This is a genomic window from Lewinella sp. 4G2 (assembly GCF_001625015.1).
GTDB lineage: Bacteria > Bacteroidota > Bacteroidia > Chitinophagales > Saprospiraceae > Neolewinella.
Genome location: NZ_LVWJ02000014.1, coordinates 2176407 through 2190562, shown reverse-complemented (window position 1 = coordinate 2190562; position 14156 = coordinate 2176407). Strand labels below are relative to the sequence as shown.

The following is a 14156-nucleotide window of genomic DNA, read 5'->3' as shown; positions in this document are numbered from 1 at the left end:
CTATGCTCACCTTCGCCATCATCGCCTTTTTGTTTCTCTCCGCCCTGTTCAGTGGTTCGGAGATTGCCTACGTGAGCGCCAACAAGCTGAAGGTAGAGCTCAAGAAGAAGCGCGGTACCGGCCAAAGCCGCATCCTGGCGAGTTGGTACGAGCGGCCAGCCGATTTCTTGAGCGCCATGCTGGTGGGGAATAACATCGCGCTGGTGGCCTTCACCAGTCTGATTACCGTTCCCATCACCACGCTGCTCGCAAGCTATACCGGGATAACGGGAGAGCTTACGTTATTACTCGTAAATACCCTCATTATCACATTAATCGTGCTGATCTTCGGGGAGTACTTACCCAAAACACTCTTCCGCCTTTACGCCGATGACGCCCTGTACACCCTGGCCTACCCTATCCGTGGCCTCGCGTGGTTACTCTACCTACCGAGCAAGATCATGACGGGCGTGAGCAACCTGTTGCTGCAACTCGTCTTTAAAGAACCCGGTGAAGACCTGGATAACGTACTGACCCGTCTCGACCTGGAGAAATTCGTCAACGAAAGTGGCTCGGGCGACGAAGAACCCGGTGGTATTGATACCAAGCTATTCGGGAATGCCCTGAACCTCAACAACGTCCGCCTGCGCGACTGCATGATCCCGCGAAATGAGATCGTCGTGATTGACGTCAACGCCACCATTGATGAGTTAGAGGAGAAATTTCGCGACTCCCGTCTGAGCCGGCTTTTGGTCTACAAGGATGACGTTGATGAAATTCTCGGGTACGTCCACCACCACCAGCTACTCCGGATGCCCGAAACCTTGGCGGATATCGTACTGGACATCAAATTCCTCCCCGAAGTAGCCCGGGTAACTGACGTATTACACGATACAATCAAAGAGCAACTCAGTATCGCTTGCGTGGTGGATGAGTTTGGCAGCGTAGCCGGCGTAATCACCATGGAGGACATGCTGGAAGAGATTTTCGGCGAGATCGACGATGAGCACGACGACGATACTTACGTGGAGGAAGAACTAGAGGACGATCGCTACCTTTTCAGTGGCCGCCTGGAGGTCAGTTACCTCAATGAAAAATACGACCTGCAGCTGCCTGAGGCAGATTACCACACGCTTTCGGGTCTCGTCACCGGCGTAGCCGAACGGGTACCGGAGCGCAATGAACTCATTGAGATTAAAGGCTACCGTCTGATCATGGTGGAGGTTTCTAATACTAAGGTTGAGTTGATTCGGGTGGAGAAGGAGGAGGATTAGGGTTGGTGCTTTGGTATTTTAGTGCTTTAGCTGCGCTGCTACTTCGTGGTGGTGCTTTAGCTACGCTGCTACTTCGTCGTGGTGCTTTAGCTGCGCTGCTACTTAACTTTCGGAGTAAATTTTAATAAACGAACTTCTCTTGGAGCAATTGCTGAATTACATCGCAGAACTACCCTTATCCGTACGCATGGCTATCCTGCTGGGAACGGCTTTGTTGATCAGTACCGTGGTGGTTATGGTCACGTATCCGATCCTGAAGGCGACCGCAAAGCGGATCAATAGCGTATCGCTGGACAAATTTTCTGACCGGACGCGGTCCAGTGTCTTCTGGATTCTTTCGGCCGGGCTCACGCTGATCTTTTGGAGTACGTTGACGCCGGAGGCTGGATCGCCCGAAGCGGCTACCTTCCCGCTATTCGTGCGCGGGCTCCAGATTCTGGTAAGGACCTTTCTCTACGTTTTCATTGCCCTCTTCATCATCCGGGTCGTGAACGTGGGGGCCGATACGATTCGTCACCACTACGCGGCTGAGGATGGGAACAACTTGCGGGAAAGGAAGATCCTTACCCAGTTGCAGTACATCCAGCGGGTAGTCGGGATCGTCGTGTTCATCGTCTTCGCGGCGCTGATCCTGATGCAATTCTCCGCGATGCAGAAGCTGGGTACTACCCTGCTGACGACTGCCGGGGTTGGCGGCATTATCATTGGTTTGGCCGCCCAGAAATCCATCGCTAATCTGCTGGCAGGTTTTCAGATTGCCTTTACGCAACCCATCCGAATTGACGATGCTCTCATTGTGAACGGGGAGTACGGCTGGGTGGAAGAAATTACGTTGACGTACGTCACGATGCGTTTGTGGGACCAGCGGCGGCAGATCGTCCCCCTCCAAAAATTCATCGACGACACTTTTCAAAACTGGACGCGGACGAACACGGAACTCACCGGTACGGTGCTACTCTACGTGGACTACACCTTCCCCGTCCCGGACCTGCGCGAAGAGGTTACCCGTTTCCTTCCTACCCAAGAATTGTGGGATGAGCGCGTCAACTCCGTCATGGTGACGGATAACAGCGACCGCGCGATGACTATCCGTATCCTCGTCAGCGCCAGGAATGCGGGGGATACGTTTACGCTACGTTGCGCTACCCGGGAGCACTGTATCAACTGGATCCAGGAGAATTACCGGCACTGTTTACCGCAGAACCGGGTGGCGGCGCCGCTTACACCAGGTGGTGGGGCTACGTTGAGCCAGAAAGTGGGGACGGAGGAAAATTAATCGCTCTTTAGCGAAGGGCGTTGGTGAGGTCGTCTACTAAATCATCCGCGTCTTCGATGCCCACGCTGAGTCGGATGAGGGAATCGGTCAGTCCCACCTGAAGGCGTTGTTCGCGGGGGATGCTGGCGTGGGTCATGGTGGCGGGGTGGCCAATCAGTGATTCGACGCCGCCCAAAGATTCGGCCAGGGTGAAGTAGTGGGTTTTCTGCATGAGGGCGGAGGCAGCCTCCATAGTATCCACTTTCAGATCGAAGGAGACCATGGCGCCGAAATCGCGCATTTGCCGTCGGGCGAGGGCGTGGCCGGGGTGATCCGGAAGGCCGGGGTAATAGACATGGGCAACGCGGTCGTCACGCTGCAGGACTTCCACGATCCGCTGGGCGTTCTGGCAGGCGCGTTCGACACGGAGGTGTAGTGTTTTGATACCGCGGAGAACGAGGAAGCAATCCTGTGGGCCGGGAATGGCGCCGACTGCGTTTTGTAGATAGTAAAGCCGTTGGGCAAATTCTTCGTTGTGCGTGACGACGGCGCCCATCACCACGTCGGAGTGGCCGCCCAGGTACTTTGTGGCGGAGTGGAGTACGAGGTCAGCCCCCATATCCAAGGGTTGTTGGAGGTAGGGGCTGGCGAAGGTGTTGTCGATCACGGACAGGAGACCTTTCTCTTTGGCGATTTCCGTGAGCGCGGCAATGTCCACCAGGTTGAGCATGGGGTTGGTGGGAGTCTCGATCCAGAGCATTTTGGTGGCATCACTTACCTCAGCGGCCACGGTAGTTGCGTCCCGCATGTCGATAAAACGGGATTTGATTCCGAAGCCTGCGAAAACGGAAGTCAGGAGACGGTAGGAGCCGCCATAGAGATCGTCGCTGGCCAGTACTTCGTCGCCGGGGGATAGTAGCCTCAGGATGTTATCCATGGCGGCGAGACCGCTGCTGAAGCAGATGGCGTGCTTACCATTCTCTAGGGAAGCCAGGTTACTTTCGAGGGCACTGCGGGTGGGGTTCTTGGTCCGGGCATACGCGTACCCCTGGTTCACGCCGGGTGCCGACTGCGCGTAGGTAGAGGTTTGGTAGATTGGGGTCATCACCGCGCCGGTGGCTGGGTCCGGGCTGAGGCCACCGTGGATGCATTTAGTGGCGAAGTTGGGTTGGTTCTGCTTGGACATGAATATTGGTATAGTGCTTTCCTATTCAAAGATGATGGTCCTAAAGCTACGTGACCGGTCCCGTTTTATCCCATTGCATTGCACCTGCGGCAGCGCCCTCACTGCTTATTGTGCAAGGTGTACGGCTAATTCACGCAATAAAGTGGGCGGGCGAAGAAAATTAGGAGGAGGCAGCAAAATGCCAATGAATTCGGGGATCGACGGGTAGAATGAGCCACTAAAAAAGGGTTAAAACCGGCGTTAAGTGCGCGTTAAAGCAAGGTTTACCCAGGGATAGGGCTTGTATAAGTGAAAATCCTTTCCCTATCTTTGGTCCATCACGAAGCGCAGCGTTTTGCGCCGACAACTCACTACTAAAGCGATTTATATACAGCAACGTCTACACTAACTACGCCGATCACTTTTAGGCCGGCGGCCCCCCGGGAATAATCCCCCCAATGCATTCAAACGTTAGTCATGGACATCAAGTCGCTGAATGATCAGGAACTGATCACGCTTTACCTTTCTGGAACGGACCGCGCTTTTGAGGAACTCCTCGGTCGCCACCAACAGAAAATCTACACCTCCATCTACCTGTTTACCAAGGACCACAGCCAGGCTGAGGACATCTTCCAGGAGGTATTCATCAAGATCATCGATACCCTGCGCAAGGGTAAGTACAACCACGAAGGCAAGTTCCTGCAGTGGGCCATGCGGATCAGCTACAACATGTGCGTGGATTCCTTCCGCCGCAACAAGCGCCGCCCCATCGTTGGCCAAACGGAAACCTTCGACATCTTCGACGTGCTCCAGAGCTCCGAGCGCAACGCGGAGGCCGACATGATCCGCAGCCAAACCCACGACAAGGTGCGCGGCCTCGTCGATGCCCTCCCGCCCGAGCAGCGCGAAGTCGTCATCCTGCGCCACTACGCGGATATGTCCTTCAAAGAAATCGCGAAGTTGACCCGCGTCAGCATCAATACGGCCCTGGGCCGGATGCGTTACGCGCTCATCAACATGCGCAAAATGGTGGACGAGAAGCAGATTGCCCTGCGGTAATGTTGCTGGGATTACTCTTCCCCCTCTTTTAATAAAAAAGCCCTGGCTGCGTGAATTCGCTGCCGGGGCTTTTTTAGTCTGCAGTCTTTAGTCTATAGTCTGCAGTGCCGCTACTACAGACTGCAGACTATAGACTTAAAAATTAAATAGTCAATTCATCCATCTGTTTCAGGTATTCACTGACTACAATATTTTCACTAAACCCTTCGGCAACCCGCCTTCGGCCGGCCTGGCCCATTTCGGCTAGTTTTTGTGGCTGTTTTAACGCGGTTTTCATGGCATCAGATAAGGCCGACGCATTGCCTACCGGTACCAGCCAACCTGTTTTTTCGTGATCGATTACGGAACGTACGCCGGGGACGTCTGCGCCAATAACCGGGCGCTCCATGGCGCCGGCTTCCAGGAGGACGCGGGGGCAACCCTCACGGTAGGAGGGCAGGACGACTAGGCTAGCGGCACTGAGGTATGGTTTCACATCGGCTACCTGCCCGTGGAAGGTGAGTTCGGGGCGTTCTTTCCAACCGCTCACTTCTTCGGCGGAGATGGCGGCGGGGTTTTCCTGATCCAAGTCTCCCACTACGTGGAAAGTCCAGTTGGGATGACTGGGGGCTGAGCTCGCTGCGGCAGTCACGAATTCGCGAATGCCCTTGTCCTCAAGGAGGCGACCGACGAAAAGTATTTGGTGGTCTTCTCCTCCGGGAAAGGGAGTCGGTTCGTAAGCCGTGACGTCGAGGCCGGAGCCGGGGATAACATCTGACCGTTGCTCGGACACCAATCCCTTTTCCAGGAACAACTGCCGGTCATCCGGATTATGGAAGTAGGTGAAGTCTCCCCGTTTCAGGGCCAAACGGTATAGGGTGCTGACGAGGGCACCACCCCTACCCTTCCCCGTGTACGCGTAGCCGAGGCCAGTAAGGGTAGCGATCGTACGGGTAGCCGTACCCACCGCCGCCAGCGTCCCGTAGATCACGGGCTTGATGGTGAATAGGAAGGCAAGACTCACACCGTACTTACGGTAGTGATGGCGTAGTTCCAATACCAATTGTAGATCCTTTCCCGGGTTGCGGCCGGAACGGGAGAGGTGGTGGAGGGGAATGAAGGTGGCGTTTAAATCCGTCAAATCCGCGGCGTGATCGTCGGCGGGAGCCAACAGCAACACTTGGTGACCACGTTCCGCTAGGGCGTTGATGAGGCCGCGGCGGAAGTTGTGGAAATTCCAGGTTGCGTTGGCTACTAGGGCGACGGTGACTCCTTGCGCAGCACTAGCCTCAATGTTTGGCGGCGCTTTCCTCAAGCCAGGATATTATACAGAATCTGCACCGCCAGAATCTTCCCGATCAGCACCATCGGCAGTAAGCGGGTGTAGCCGATGGTGGGGTAATTGTTCCCAGCTTGTTCCTGGGCGAAATCGAGAACGGCGGGTTGGCTACCGACCATGCCGCCGAGAAAGCTGAAGGGGATCTTCAGCATTCGGTAGCCTACGATCAGGGTGGCCACCGTACTTAAAATGGCGATGACGCCGCCGGCCAGGAATACCTGGTATCCAAGTTGCGTTTGAAGCGTCTGGAAAAAGGTTTGGCCGGAGCGGATCCCTATGCCCGCCAACAAGAAGATCAGGCCAACCTGGCGGAGGGTGAGGTTGGCGCCGTAGGGCAAGGTCCAGAGGATAGGGCCGGTACGGCGGAGTTGTCCCAGGACCAAAGCGACGATCAACGGGCCACCGGCGAAGCCCAGACTGAAGGTATAGCCTCCCGGCAGCGTGATGCTGATCATACCCAGGATCAGTCCCAGGGCGATACCCAACCCGAAGCTGAGGAGATTGACGCGCGACAGGGCCTCGTAGCTATTACCAAACACTTTGAAGAGGGCCGGTAGGTCATCCCGGTGGGCCACCATGAGGATGCGGTCGCCAAGCTCAAGGGTGGTATTCCCAGTAGCGAGGAGGTCCATATCTCCACGTTGGACGCGGGTGATGAGGAGGTTGAACTTCTCCTGGAGGTTGAGGCTCGCGATGGTCTTGCCCGCAATTGCGTCGTTGGAGATGAAGATGCGGCGGACGTCGAATACCGTCCGGTCGTGGGTAAGCTGATCCGCGGCGGCGGGGCCTACGTGTGCGGCGGCTTCGGTGATGGCTTCTTCCGTCCCGACCAGGACGAGTTTGTCGCCAGCTAGGGGGATGGTATCCCAGTTGGTGAGGGTGGTCTTTCCGTCGTGTTGGATGCGGCCGAAGGCGACCCTTACGTCGTGGCCGCGGCGGAATTCCCGGAGGGTTTTGCCGGTGATCTCCGGGTGTGCCACCACGTAGGTCCGGCTGGTCAGTTTGCTGCCGAGAGGGTATTCTTTGGAGAGCTCGTCGGCTTCTTTTTGGTAGTCCACCCCCATTGCCTTCTGCAGGAGGACGATCGCCAGCATCACGCCCAGCACTCCCATGGGATAGGCGAGGGAATAACCAACGACGGCTTGTTCGCTCATCCCTTCCGCTGCACCTGCGTCAGCGCCCACTGATTGTTGGATCGCGTCGAGCAAACCGGCCAGCGCCGGGGTGTTGGTACTTGCGCCGGCATAAAGACCGCTCGTCAGCGCCGCATCAAAGCCCAGGCCGCGGCCAATGACGTAGGCTAACACTGCCGATAACAATACCGTGAAAGTGGCGAAATAGAGGTCGCGAAAACCGTGGCGGCGGAAGCTGGCGAAGAAGGCGGGCGCGGAACTCAGGCCCACCGTATACACGAAAATCGCCAGCCCGAGGAAGATGATGAACTGCGGCACCTTGAGGTCCGGGCTCAGCCCACCAAACGCCAGGCCGACGAAAAGAACCGCCGCGACGCCGAGCTTGAAGCCCCGGATCTTAATGTCCCCTATCCCGTAACCGATTGCGATGACGGTGAATAGGAGGAGAAGGGGGGATTGGACGAGGGTTTCGATCATGACAGGGAGAACGCACTAGTCGTCACTTCGGCGCGCCAGGCCGATGAAATATCCGGCCGCTTTCGCAATCCGGTAACGGTGGCCGATGCTATTTGGCGCAAAGGGGAGCAGCAGGAAGCTGTAGATGAGCTTGGCCGTGAGCCCCAGGGAATGAATCAGAGCGGGGCGTTCTCGGCCAAGGTGCATACTGGACAGGAAGATGCGTTCCACGGCGTAGTCGGGCGTCACCATTTTGGCGGTGACGTAGTGGTCCACGGCGGCGGCGCGGACGAATACCGGTTTCACGCCGTTCTCGAAGAGTCGCAACTCGGCGTCCATTTCCTGGCCGCGCGCGCCCGATTTGGCGCCGGGCCCGAAGGCCGCGTTGAAGCCACCGATGGCGGCCAGGTCACCCGCGTGGCAGGCCCAAACGGCACCCATGAAGAGCTGGAATTCGGTGAATTCCCGGTAGTCCTTACCCTGAGAATTGTCGATCATTCTGGCGGAGGGCGGGAGGTGGGAGCGGTGTTCGGCCTTCGGTTCTACTTCGTAGTCGGGGTACAGCACGCCACCGAAGTAGTGGCCGGGGCCATATTTGTCGTGGGCCTTTTGGAAAGCAGTGATGATGCCGGGGCGGACGGCGACGTCGTCGTCGAGGAAGATCAGCAGGTTATCATTTCCGATGTCCTTAATGACTTGGTTCAGCGCCAGGCTCTTGTTGCCGCGTTCGGTTTGGGTGAAGCGGAGGTTGAGTTGTTGCGCGTATTGCTGCGCGATTGCTTGTGATACGTTTGACCCATTTTCTACCACGTGCACTACCGTACCGGTTAGTTCTTCTCCGAGGGCGGCGATGCTTTTTAGGCAGCGGCTTAGGAGGTTGGGGCGGTTGTGGGTTGGGATGATTAGGTGGGTTGGCATGGGGGTATTCTCTGCTGCTTCAGGTCGTGTTTAGCGGTTGTTGTAGTGCGAATGTAAGGCTGTGGTTTCCCGGTTCCCGACCTCCGGCCGGGATTTTCAGTCATTTCTTTTGTAACACTTCTTTTGTGACCAAAAGAAGCAAAAGTCTTGTCCTGTAACCGTGGCTTAACGCGATTTCTCGGCGCAAAGGCTAAAATCTGCAAACTCGCCATCCGCCTTTAGCGCTGCACTTCATTCAATTGATTGCATAATTGTGTGGGTAAAGCCTTAATCATTTGCGTGCTCGAACAATGCAGATTTCTTTACGCCTTTCCGCCGAGAAATCACTACCACGGTTAAGGGACGAATTCAGTCCGGGGGGATAAGATATCACGTCCAAAATCTAACGTCTAAAATCTAACGTCCCAGCAAGTCATCGATACTTTTTAAGAAACTCGACATTAACTGTCCACGGTACAGAATTCTGCTGTTTCCAAGTATTAATTAAATTGGATACGAATGTTTTTAAGGTGGGTCCGTTATCGTTCCCGAAGGTGGCACCTGCGGCAGCGCCCGTGATTATTTCATTTAATTCGACATCGCCCGGGCCATTGACGAGGGCGAGGATGGGGCGGCCGGTGGCGAGGTAATCCCAGAGCTTGGCGGTAAGGACGCCGTAATAATTGGGGGCGGACCAATTCATCATTAATAATACTTGTGCCTCGCGTTGCATTTTTTGCGCTGCCGCGGGTGCAATGGAAGGTTGGATATCCAGGCACTCCTGCGGAAGACCGCGCATCATTTTTTGGAATACCCCGCCATCTTTTCCCCGGTACTTAATGCAGAGTTGGTGGGGCTGGACGGCACCCTCTGCCAATAATTTTGACAATACTTGAACCAGGGGTTCTGCGGACTGCAAACCGGGATACACGCTGCCGGTGTGGACAATGGTGAATTGATCGGATACCGGGGCAGTGCTTGCTGGCGGCAAGGTGAGTAGTGGATTGTAGCGGACCTTGATGTTGGAGTGCCAGCCCCGCAGCTGTGCCCGCTGGCCGCGGGAGACGCACCAGACTTCATCCGCCGCCGCGATGACGCGTTTGCCCCACCAGGTTTGGAGGTTGGGCGACCAAACATCCTGGCGGATGGGATCGACGGGGAGGTCGCGGAAATCGGCGACCCAGTGGAGGTGGGGGTAGCGGGCTTTGAGGCGTTTAGCGACTAGGTGATCGGAGTAGGGGCGGAAGGAGGAGAGAAGGTGAGTGATGCCTTCTTCTTCCACGAGTTGGCAAGCCCGGACAAAGGCTTTGCGCCGGTAGATCGGGCCACCATCATCAAAAAACCAAACTAAGGGGAAGGAGTGGCGGAGGTGGCGGAGGTGGGCTTTCCACCTGGGCTCTCCGGACTTTGCGACGGTGCCCGCCGGGGAATCGGGGGATACGGCCGCGCGCAGATCTCGGGCGGGTAGTACCGTCGTCACCACGCCGGGGATGGTTTCGCCCGCGTAGCCCCGGTCTAGTTGGATGGCGAAAACGCGGTCGTAGTTATTCAGGGCCTGCTCGGCGAGGTAGCGCAAGCGGCGGGTTCCGGCGGCTGGCCGGGGGGGGAGGGTTTGGGAGATGATTAGGAGGGTTGGCATAATTACGGGCTAACACAACTTATACCTACCTGAGAGACTGACTCCCCTTAAATGCAAATTTCTTCTTGCGCAATAAGCCATTCGGTGATGCCTTGCATAAAAGGTCCTAAGTCGCCGTACACAGGTATACCGGGGTGGAATTTCTCCTGTTCACTTAAAGCTTCAAGTGTTCAATGTCCCGCTGCGCCTTCTCAAAGTCGTTATGCTTGCCAATATCAAGCCAGTAGCCCAGGATGGGGAAGTGAGTCACCCGGTGGTCGGAGGTGTAGAGATTCTCCATCAGATCCGGAGCACTGTACCGGCCCGTCGCGGGCACCTTAGCGATATGCTCTTTGCGGATGATGTAGATCCCGGCGTTGGAGTAGTACGTGTAGGTGGGCTTCTCCTTGAGCGCTTTGATCAGATCACCTTCGGTCTCGATTACACCATAGGGAATTTCTACTTCGTAGGGCACGGTAGCGACGGTCATGTCCGCTTCTTTCGCGAGCATTTCCGAAAACATTTCTTCGAGGTCAATAGTCGTCAGCAAATCTGAATTCATGACGAGTACGTAGGGATTAAATATCTCCTGGATCTCACTCACGGCGCCAATTGTTCCCCGCGGTTCGTCTTCGGTGACGTAGGTGATATTCATTCCACGGTCGCTGCCATCACCAAAATAATCGATCAGCTGTTGGCCGAGGTACTTGATACTGATGGTCAGGTTGACTACGCCGAATGACCTGAGCCTTTCAATGTTGTGCTCGATGATGGGCTTATCCCCCACCTTCAGCAGCGGTTTTGGGGTATCAAGCGTCAAGGGTCGGAGACGGCTCCCTACCCCACCGGCCATGATTACTGCATCCATCGGCAGAAAGGAGCGTTGCTTGCGGAAATTGATGATGTCCACAATCCGGTTTTCATCGTTGATGACCGGTAATATCCTGAAGTTCTTCTCTCGCCATTCCTGCATTTGCTGCAGGTTGAAGGTCGAGCGGCGAAACGCTTTAGGGGCAGCCTGAACAAACTCCATCAGGGGTGTTTCCAGTGTCAGGCCGTTGATCAAGCCGCGGCGGATGTCTCCGTCGGTGATGGAACCGACCAAGATATTTCTGTCTTTGATCAGAAAAACAACAGCATCGGAAGCCAGTTTGTCGAGGCGGGCAAGGGCCTCCCTTACGCTAGCTGATTGCGGTAATAGGTGGCGTTGAATACTATTAATCATTGGCTGCTTTTAGGGCCGCGACAATAGCGGCAGCTGCGGGGCTATCTTTCCGGTAGACATTATCCCCGGCATAAAGAAAGCCTTTTGTCCTGAGAATATCGACAGCTGACAAGATGGCTTGTTCGTCTACTTCTACGTCGATGAGGTTTGGGCTTCGCATACGGCCGTCCTGACGGTTACCCAAATTGATGGCATATTTACCGAAAGAAGCGGCCTCAATGATTCCACTGGAAGTATTGCCCAGCAGAAAAGCACAGTGTTTCATGGCGGAGAAGTACCCCTTTTTACCGAAATTCTCGATCGTAGTTATCCGATCATTATCATCAGCCAAATTATTGAATTGTTGCCGAAGTACTGAGCCCATGGTATCGGCGTTCGGCATGGTAATCACTACCGGATACTGACCAGAAAGTCTAGCTAATGCACTACAAAGGGCCTCTCCGTACACCTGGTTCCGTTTAGTGGCAACGGTTTCGGGATGAAAAGTTACCAGGATGGGTGGCTCCGAAAAGTCCGTTCCGAAAGTTGGAAGCATTTCTTGCGGTTCAAAGAGTTCCATTTCTTCCAGCCCGTCCAAAGCCGGCGCACCAACGTAGTGCACGCTCCGTTCGCTCCCAATAAGCTCCGTGACGCGATCTGCGTAAGCTGCAGTTGCGGTAAAGTGAGCGGTGGACATCACCGTGATGGCATGCCGAAACTTATCATCGATTGCTCCCAAAGAAGTCTCTCCGCCGTGAAGGTGCGCCACCCGCAGGTTGAAAGGGACGGTAGCTGCAACGGCGGCGAACATCTCGTAGCGGTCACCCAACGCAATGACCCAATCAGTGTTATCGGCTATTTCCGCCCAGAGGTCGGCAAATTTACGGGTGGCTTCCCCCAGCATCCGGGCAATGCCGGCGGGCGAGTCATCGCTTGGTACCGTTTCAACCCTTCCGGCTATTTGATACCCATCGAGCTCAATCGCGGTGACAGTATATCCATGCTCTTTTGACAAGTGAGTACCAGCCACCACCAATTGAAGATCAATCGCAGGGTCAGCTTCCAAGGCTGTCAGCAGGGACGCATAGATACCATAATCCGCACGGGAAGTGGTGATGAGCCGAACCGTCATCATCTTATCCTTACTGGTAATCACCCAAAGCAATTTTGGTGGCCGCGGCGAGGGGGCGGCTCAGCGAGCGACCAATTAACTCTTCCATACGCATGGGCGAGATACCGTCTCCAGGTCGCATCATACTGAGGTCGGCTTCCGTCAGGACGTGACCCTTCGGGAGATCCTTACTGACGAAGATGGATTTCCTGGCGATGGGGATGTTCTTCCGCTCCGAAGAGGAAGGAAGTTTTTGAGTTGAGCCCAACGCAACTTCGATATTTCGAATGGCGCTGACCATGGCCTTGAGCTCATTCGGTTCCAGGCTAGCTCGATGGTCGGGGCCTTCCATAGTTCGGTCGAGGGTGAAGTGTTTCTCGATGCAGACGGCGCCCATGGCTACCGCTGCGATGGGCACCTCAATGCCCAGGGTGTGGTCCGAATAGCCCACCCGTACCCCGAAGGCTGTCCCGATGGTTTGCATGGCCCGGAGGTTTACGTCCTCCATCGGGGTAGGATATTCAGTGTTGCAGTGAAGAATGGTAATTCGTTCCCGGTCCTGACCTGCCGCCAACATCACGTTCAGCGCTGCTTCGATATCCGACAGGGTGCACATACCGGTGGAGAGGATGACCGGCTTTCCTTTAGCGGCGATTGCCCTTAGGTAAGGAAGATTCGTCATTTCGCCCGAGGGAACTTTATACAAATCAAGTCCCAACTCTTCCAGCAAATCAATGCTATCCAGGTCAAAGGCGGTACTGAAGAATTGGATTCCTTTTTCCGAGCAATAGTCAATCAACAATCGATGGGTATCCGCATCGATCTCCAGTTTTTTGATCATTTCAAACTGGGTCTCCACCGCATCGCCGGTATTGGCCACCTGGTAGTCCGCTTTGGCGGCAGCCTTACTTACCAGTTTCTCCGTCTTGAAGGTTTGAAATTTCACGTAGTCAACCCCCGCGGCAGCGGCAGCATCAATTAGCTGCTTAGCTAGCTCCAGACTTCCGTTGTGGTTAACGCCGGCTTCGGCGATGATCAATGTTCTTTGGCGTTGACTCATTTACCTTAGTTTAATGATCCGGGCGGGATTACCCACCACGGTGGCGCCAGCCGGAACGTCGCGAATAACCACCGCTCCCGCACCAATGATGACCTTTTCGCCCACTTTAATACCTTGAATAATACTAGCGTTAGCCCCCACAAAAACGCTTTTCCCCAGCGTGACATTTCCTGCCAGTACTGACCCTGGGGCCAAATGACAGTAATCCCCAATCTGGCATTCGTGCTCCACAATCGCACTGGTGTTGATAATTACGCAGCGGCCAACTACGGAACGCGCGTTAACCGCAGCCTGCGGGAGTACTTGCGTTCCAGCTGCCAATGAAGCGGAATCGGAAACGTAAGCAGTGGGGTGGATAATGGGCTCCAGTATCTGCCCTCCCAAACTGCTTAACTGTTCATCCAGGCGTGCCCGAATAGCATTGGTACCCACGGTAATGCAAAGTGGGTGTTCCCGCAATAACGGTTGGATTTCGGGGGAACTTTCACTCCCCAGGTAAGGCAGCTTTTCCGCGAAGTCATCGCCTGAAGAATCGTCCAAATATCCTTTCGGGGAAAAGCCAAGAGATTCCAGTAATTCCCGAACGACTAGGGCATGGCCACCCATGCCTACCAGGATTGGTTGTGT

General features: G+C 55.3%; 12 protein-coding genes. 3 read left to right on the top strand and 9 right to left on the bottom strand.

Annotation, left to right across the window (positions count from 1 at the left end):
* Nucleotides 1–2: 2 nt before the first annotated feature.
* Nucleotides 3–1253 carry a hemolysin family protein gene (locus tag A3850_RS09340; RefSeq protein WP_068215887.1) on the top strand — a complete coding sequence of 417 codons (1251 nt, stop codon included), beginning with the start codon at nt 3–5 and terminating at the stop codon, nt 1251–1253.
* A 187-nt stretch (nt 1254–1440) separates the two neighbouring features.
* Nucleotides 1441–2529: a mechanosensitive ion channel family protein gene (locus A3850_RS09335; RefSeq protein WP_157501015.1), complete on the top strand. Its 1089-nt coding sequence runs from the start codon at nt 1441–1443 to the stop codon at nt 2527–2529.
* A 7-nt stretch (nt 2530–2536) separates the two neighbouring features.
* Here the strand turns inward: A3850_RS09335 and A3850_RS09330 are convergent, their stop codons facing one another.
* Nucleotides 2537–3694, bottom strand: a complete 1158-nt coding sequence (locus tag A3850_RS09330; protein WP_068215883.1) for a cystathionine gamma-synthase — start codon at nt 3692–3694, stop codon at nt 2537–2539.
* A gap of 456 nt (nt 3695–4150) precedes the next feature.
* On the opposite strand from A3850_RS09330, the gene A3850_RS09325 reads away from it, so the two are divergent.
* The gene (locus tag A3850_RS09325) at nt 4151–4732 is read left to right on the top strand and encodes an RNA polymerase sigma factor (protein WP_068215881.1); all 582 of its coding nucleotides are present in this window, start codon (nt 4151–4153) and stop codon (nt 4730–4732) included.
* A gap of 142 nt (nt 4733–4874) precedes the next feature.
* On the opposite strand, the gene A3850_RS09320 is transcribed toward A3850_RS09325, so the two are convergent.
* The 8 genes from A3850_RS09320 to A3850_RS09285 form a co-directional block, all read right to left on the bottom strand.
* The gene (locus A3850_RS09320; protein WP_082921724.1) at nt 4875–6026 is read right to left on the bottom strand and encodes a glycosyltransferase family 4 protein; all 1152 of its coding nucleotides are present in this window, start codon (nt 6024–6026) and stop codon (nt 4875–4877) included.
* On the bottom strand, nt 6023–7660 hold the full coding sequence (locus tag A3850_RS09315) for an aspartate:alanine exchanger family transporter (protein ID WP_068215879.1): 1638 nt from the start codon (nt 7658–7660) through the stop codon (nt 6023–6025). The genes A3850_RS09320 and A3850_RS09315 overlap by 4 nt, the downstream gene beginning before the upstream one ends.
* 15 nt (nt 7661–7675) lie before the next feature.
* The gene (locus tag A3850_RS09310; protein WP_068215877.1) at nt 7676–8557 is read right to left on the bottom strand and encodes a glycosyltransferase family A protein; all 882 of its coding nucleotides are present in this window, start codon (nt 8555–8557) and stop codon (nt 7676–7678) included.
* 412 nt (nt 8558–8969) lie between these two features.
* Nucleotides 8970–10175, bottom strand: coding sequence for a hypothetical protein (locus tag A3850_RS09305; protein WP_068215876.1), 1206 nt, complete (start codon nt 10173–10175; stop codon nt 8970–8972).
* Nucleotides 10176–10329: 154 nt separating this feature from the next.
* Entirely contained in the window at nt 10330–11379 is a 1050-nt protein-coding gene (locus tag A3850_RS09300) for a nucleotidyltransferase family protein (RefSeq protein ID WP_068215874.1), read from the bottom strand.
* Nucleotides 11372–12514, bottom strand: coding sequence for a UDP-N-acetylglucosamine 2-epimerase (neuC, locus tag A3850_RS09295; RefSeq protein WP_082921723.1), 1143 nt, complete (start codon nt 12512–12514; stop codon nt 11372–11374). The genes A3850_RS09300 and neuC overlap by 8 nt, the downstream gene beginning before the upstream one ends.
* Nucleotides 12501–13529 carry an N-acetylneuraminate synthase gene (gene neuB / locus A3850_RS09290; RefSeq protein ID WP_068215872.1) on the bottom strand — a complete coding sequence of 343 codons (1029 nt, stop codon included), beginning with the start codon at nt 13527–13529 and terminating at the stop codon, nt 12501–12503. Before neuB ends, neuC begins: the two co-directional genes overlap by 14 nt.
* Complete coding sequence (locus tag A3850_RS09285; RefSeq protein WP_197494024.1) at nt 13530–14135, bottom strand: acetyltransferase; 606 nt, start codon at nt 14133–14135, stop codon at nt 13530–13532. It lies immediately after the preceding gene.
* Nucleotides 14136–14156: the final 21 nt, after the last annotated feature.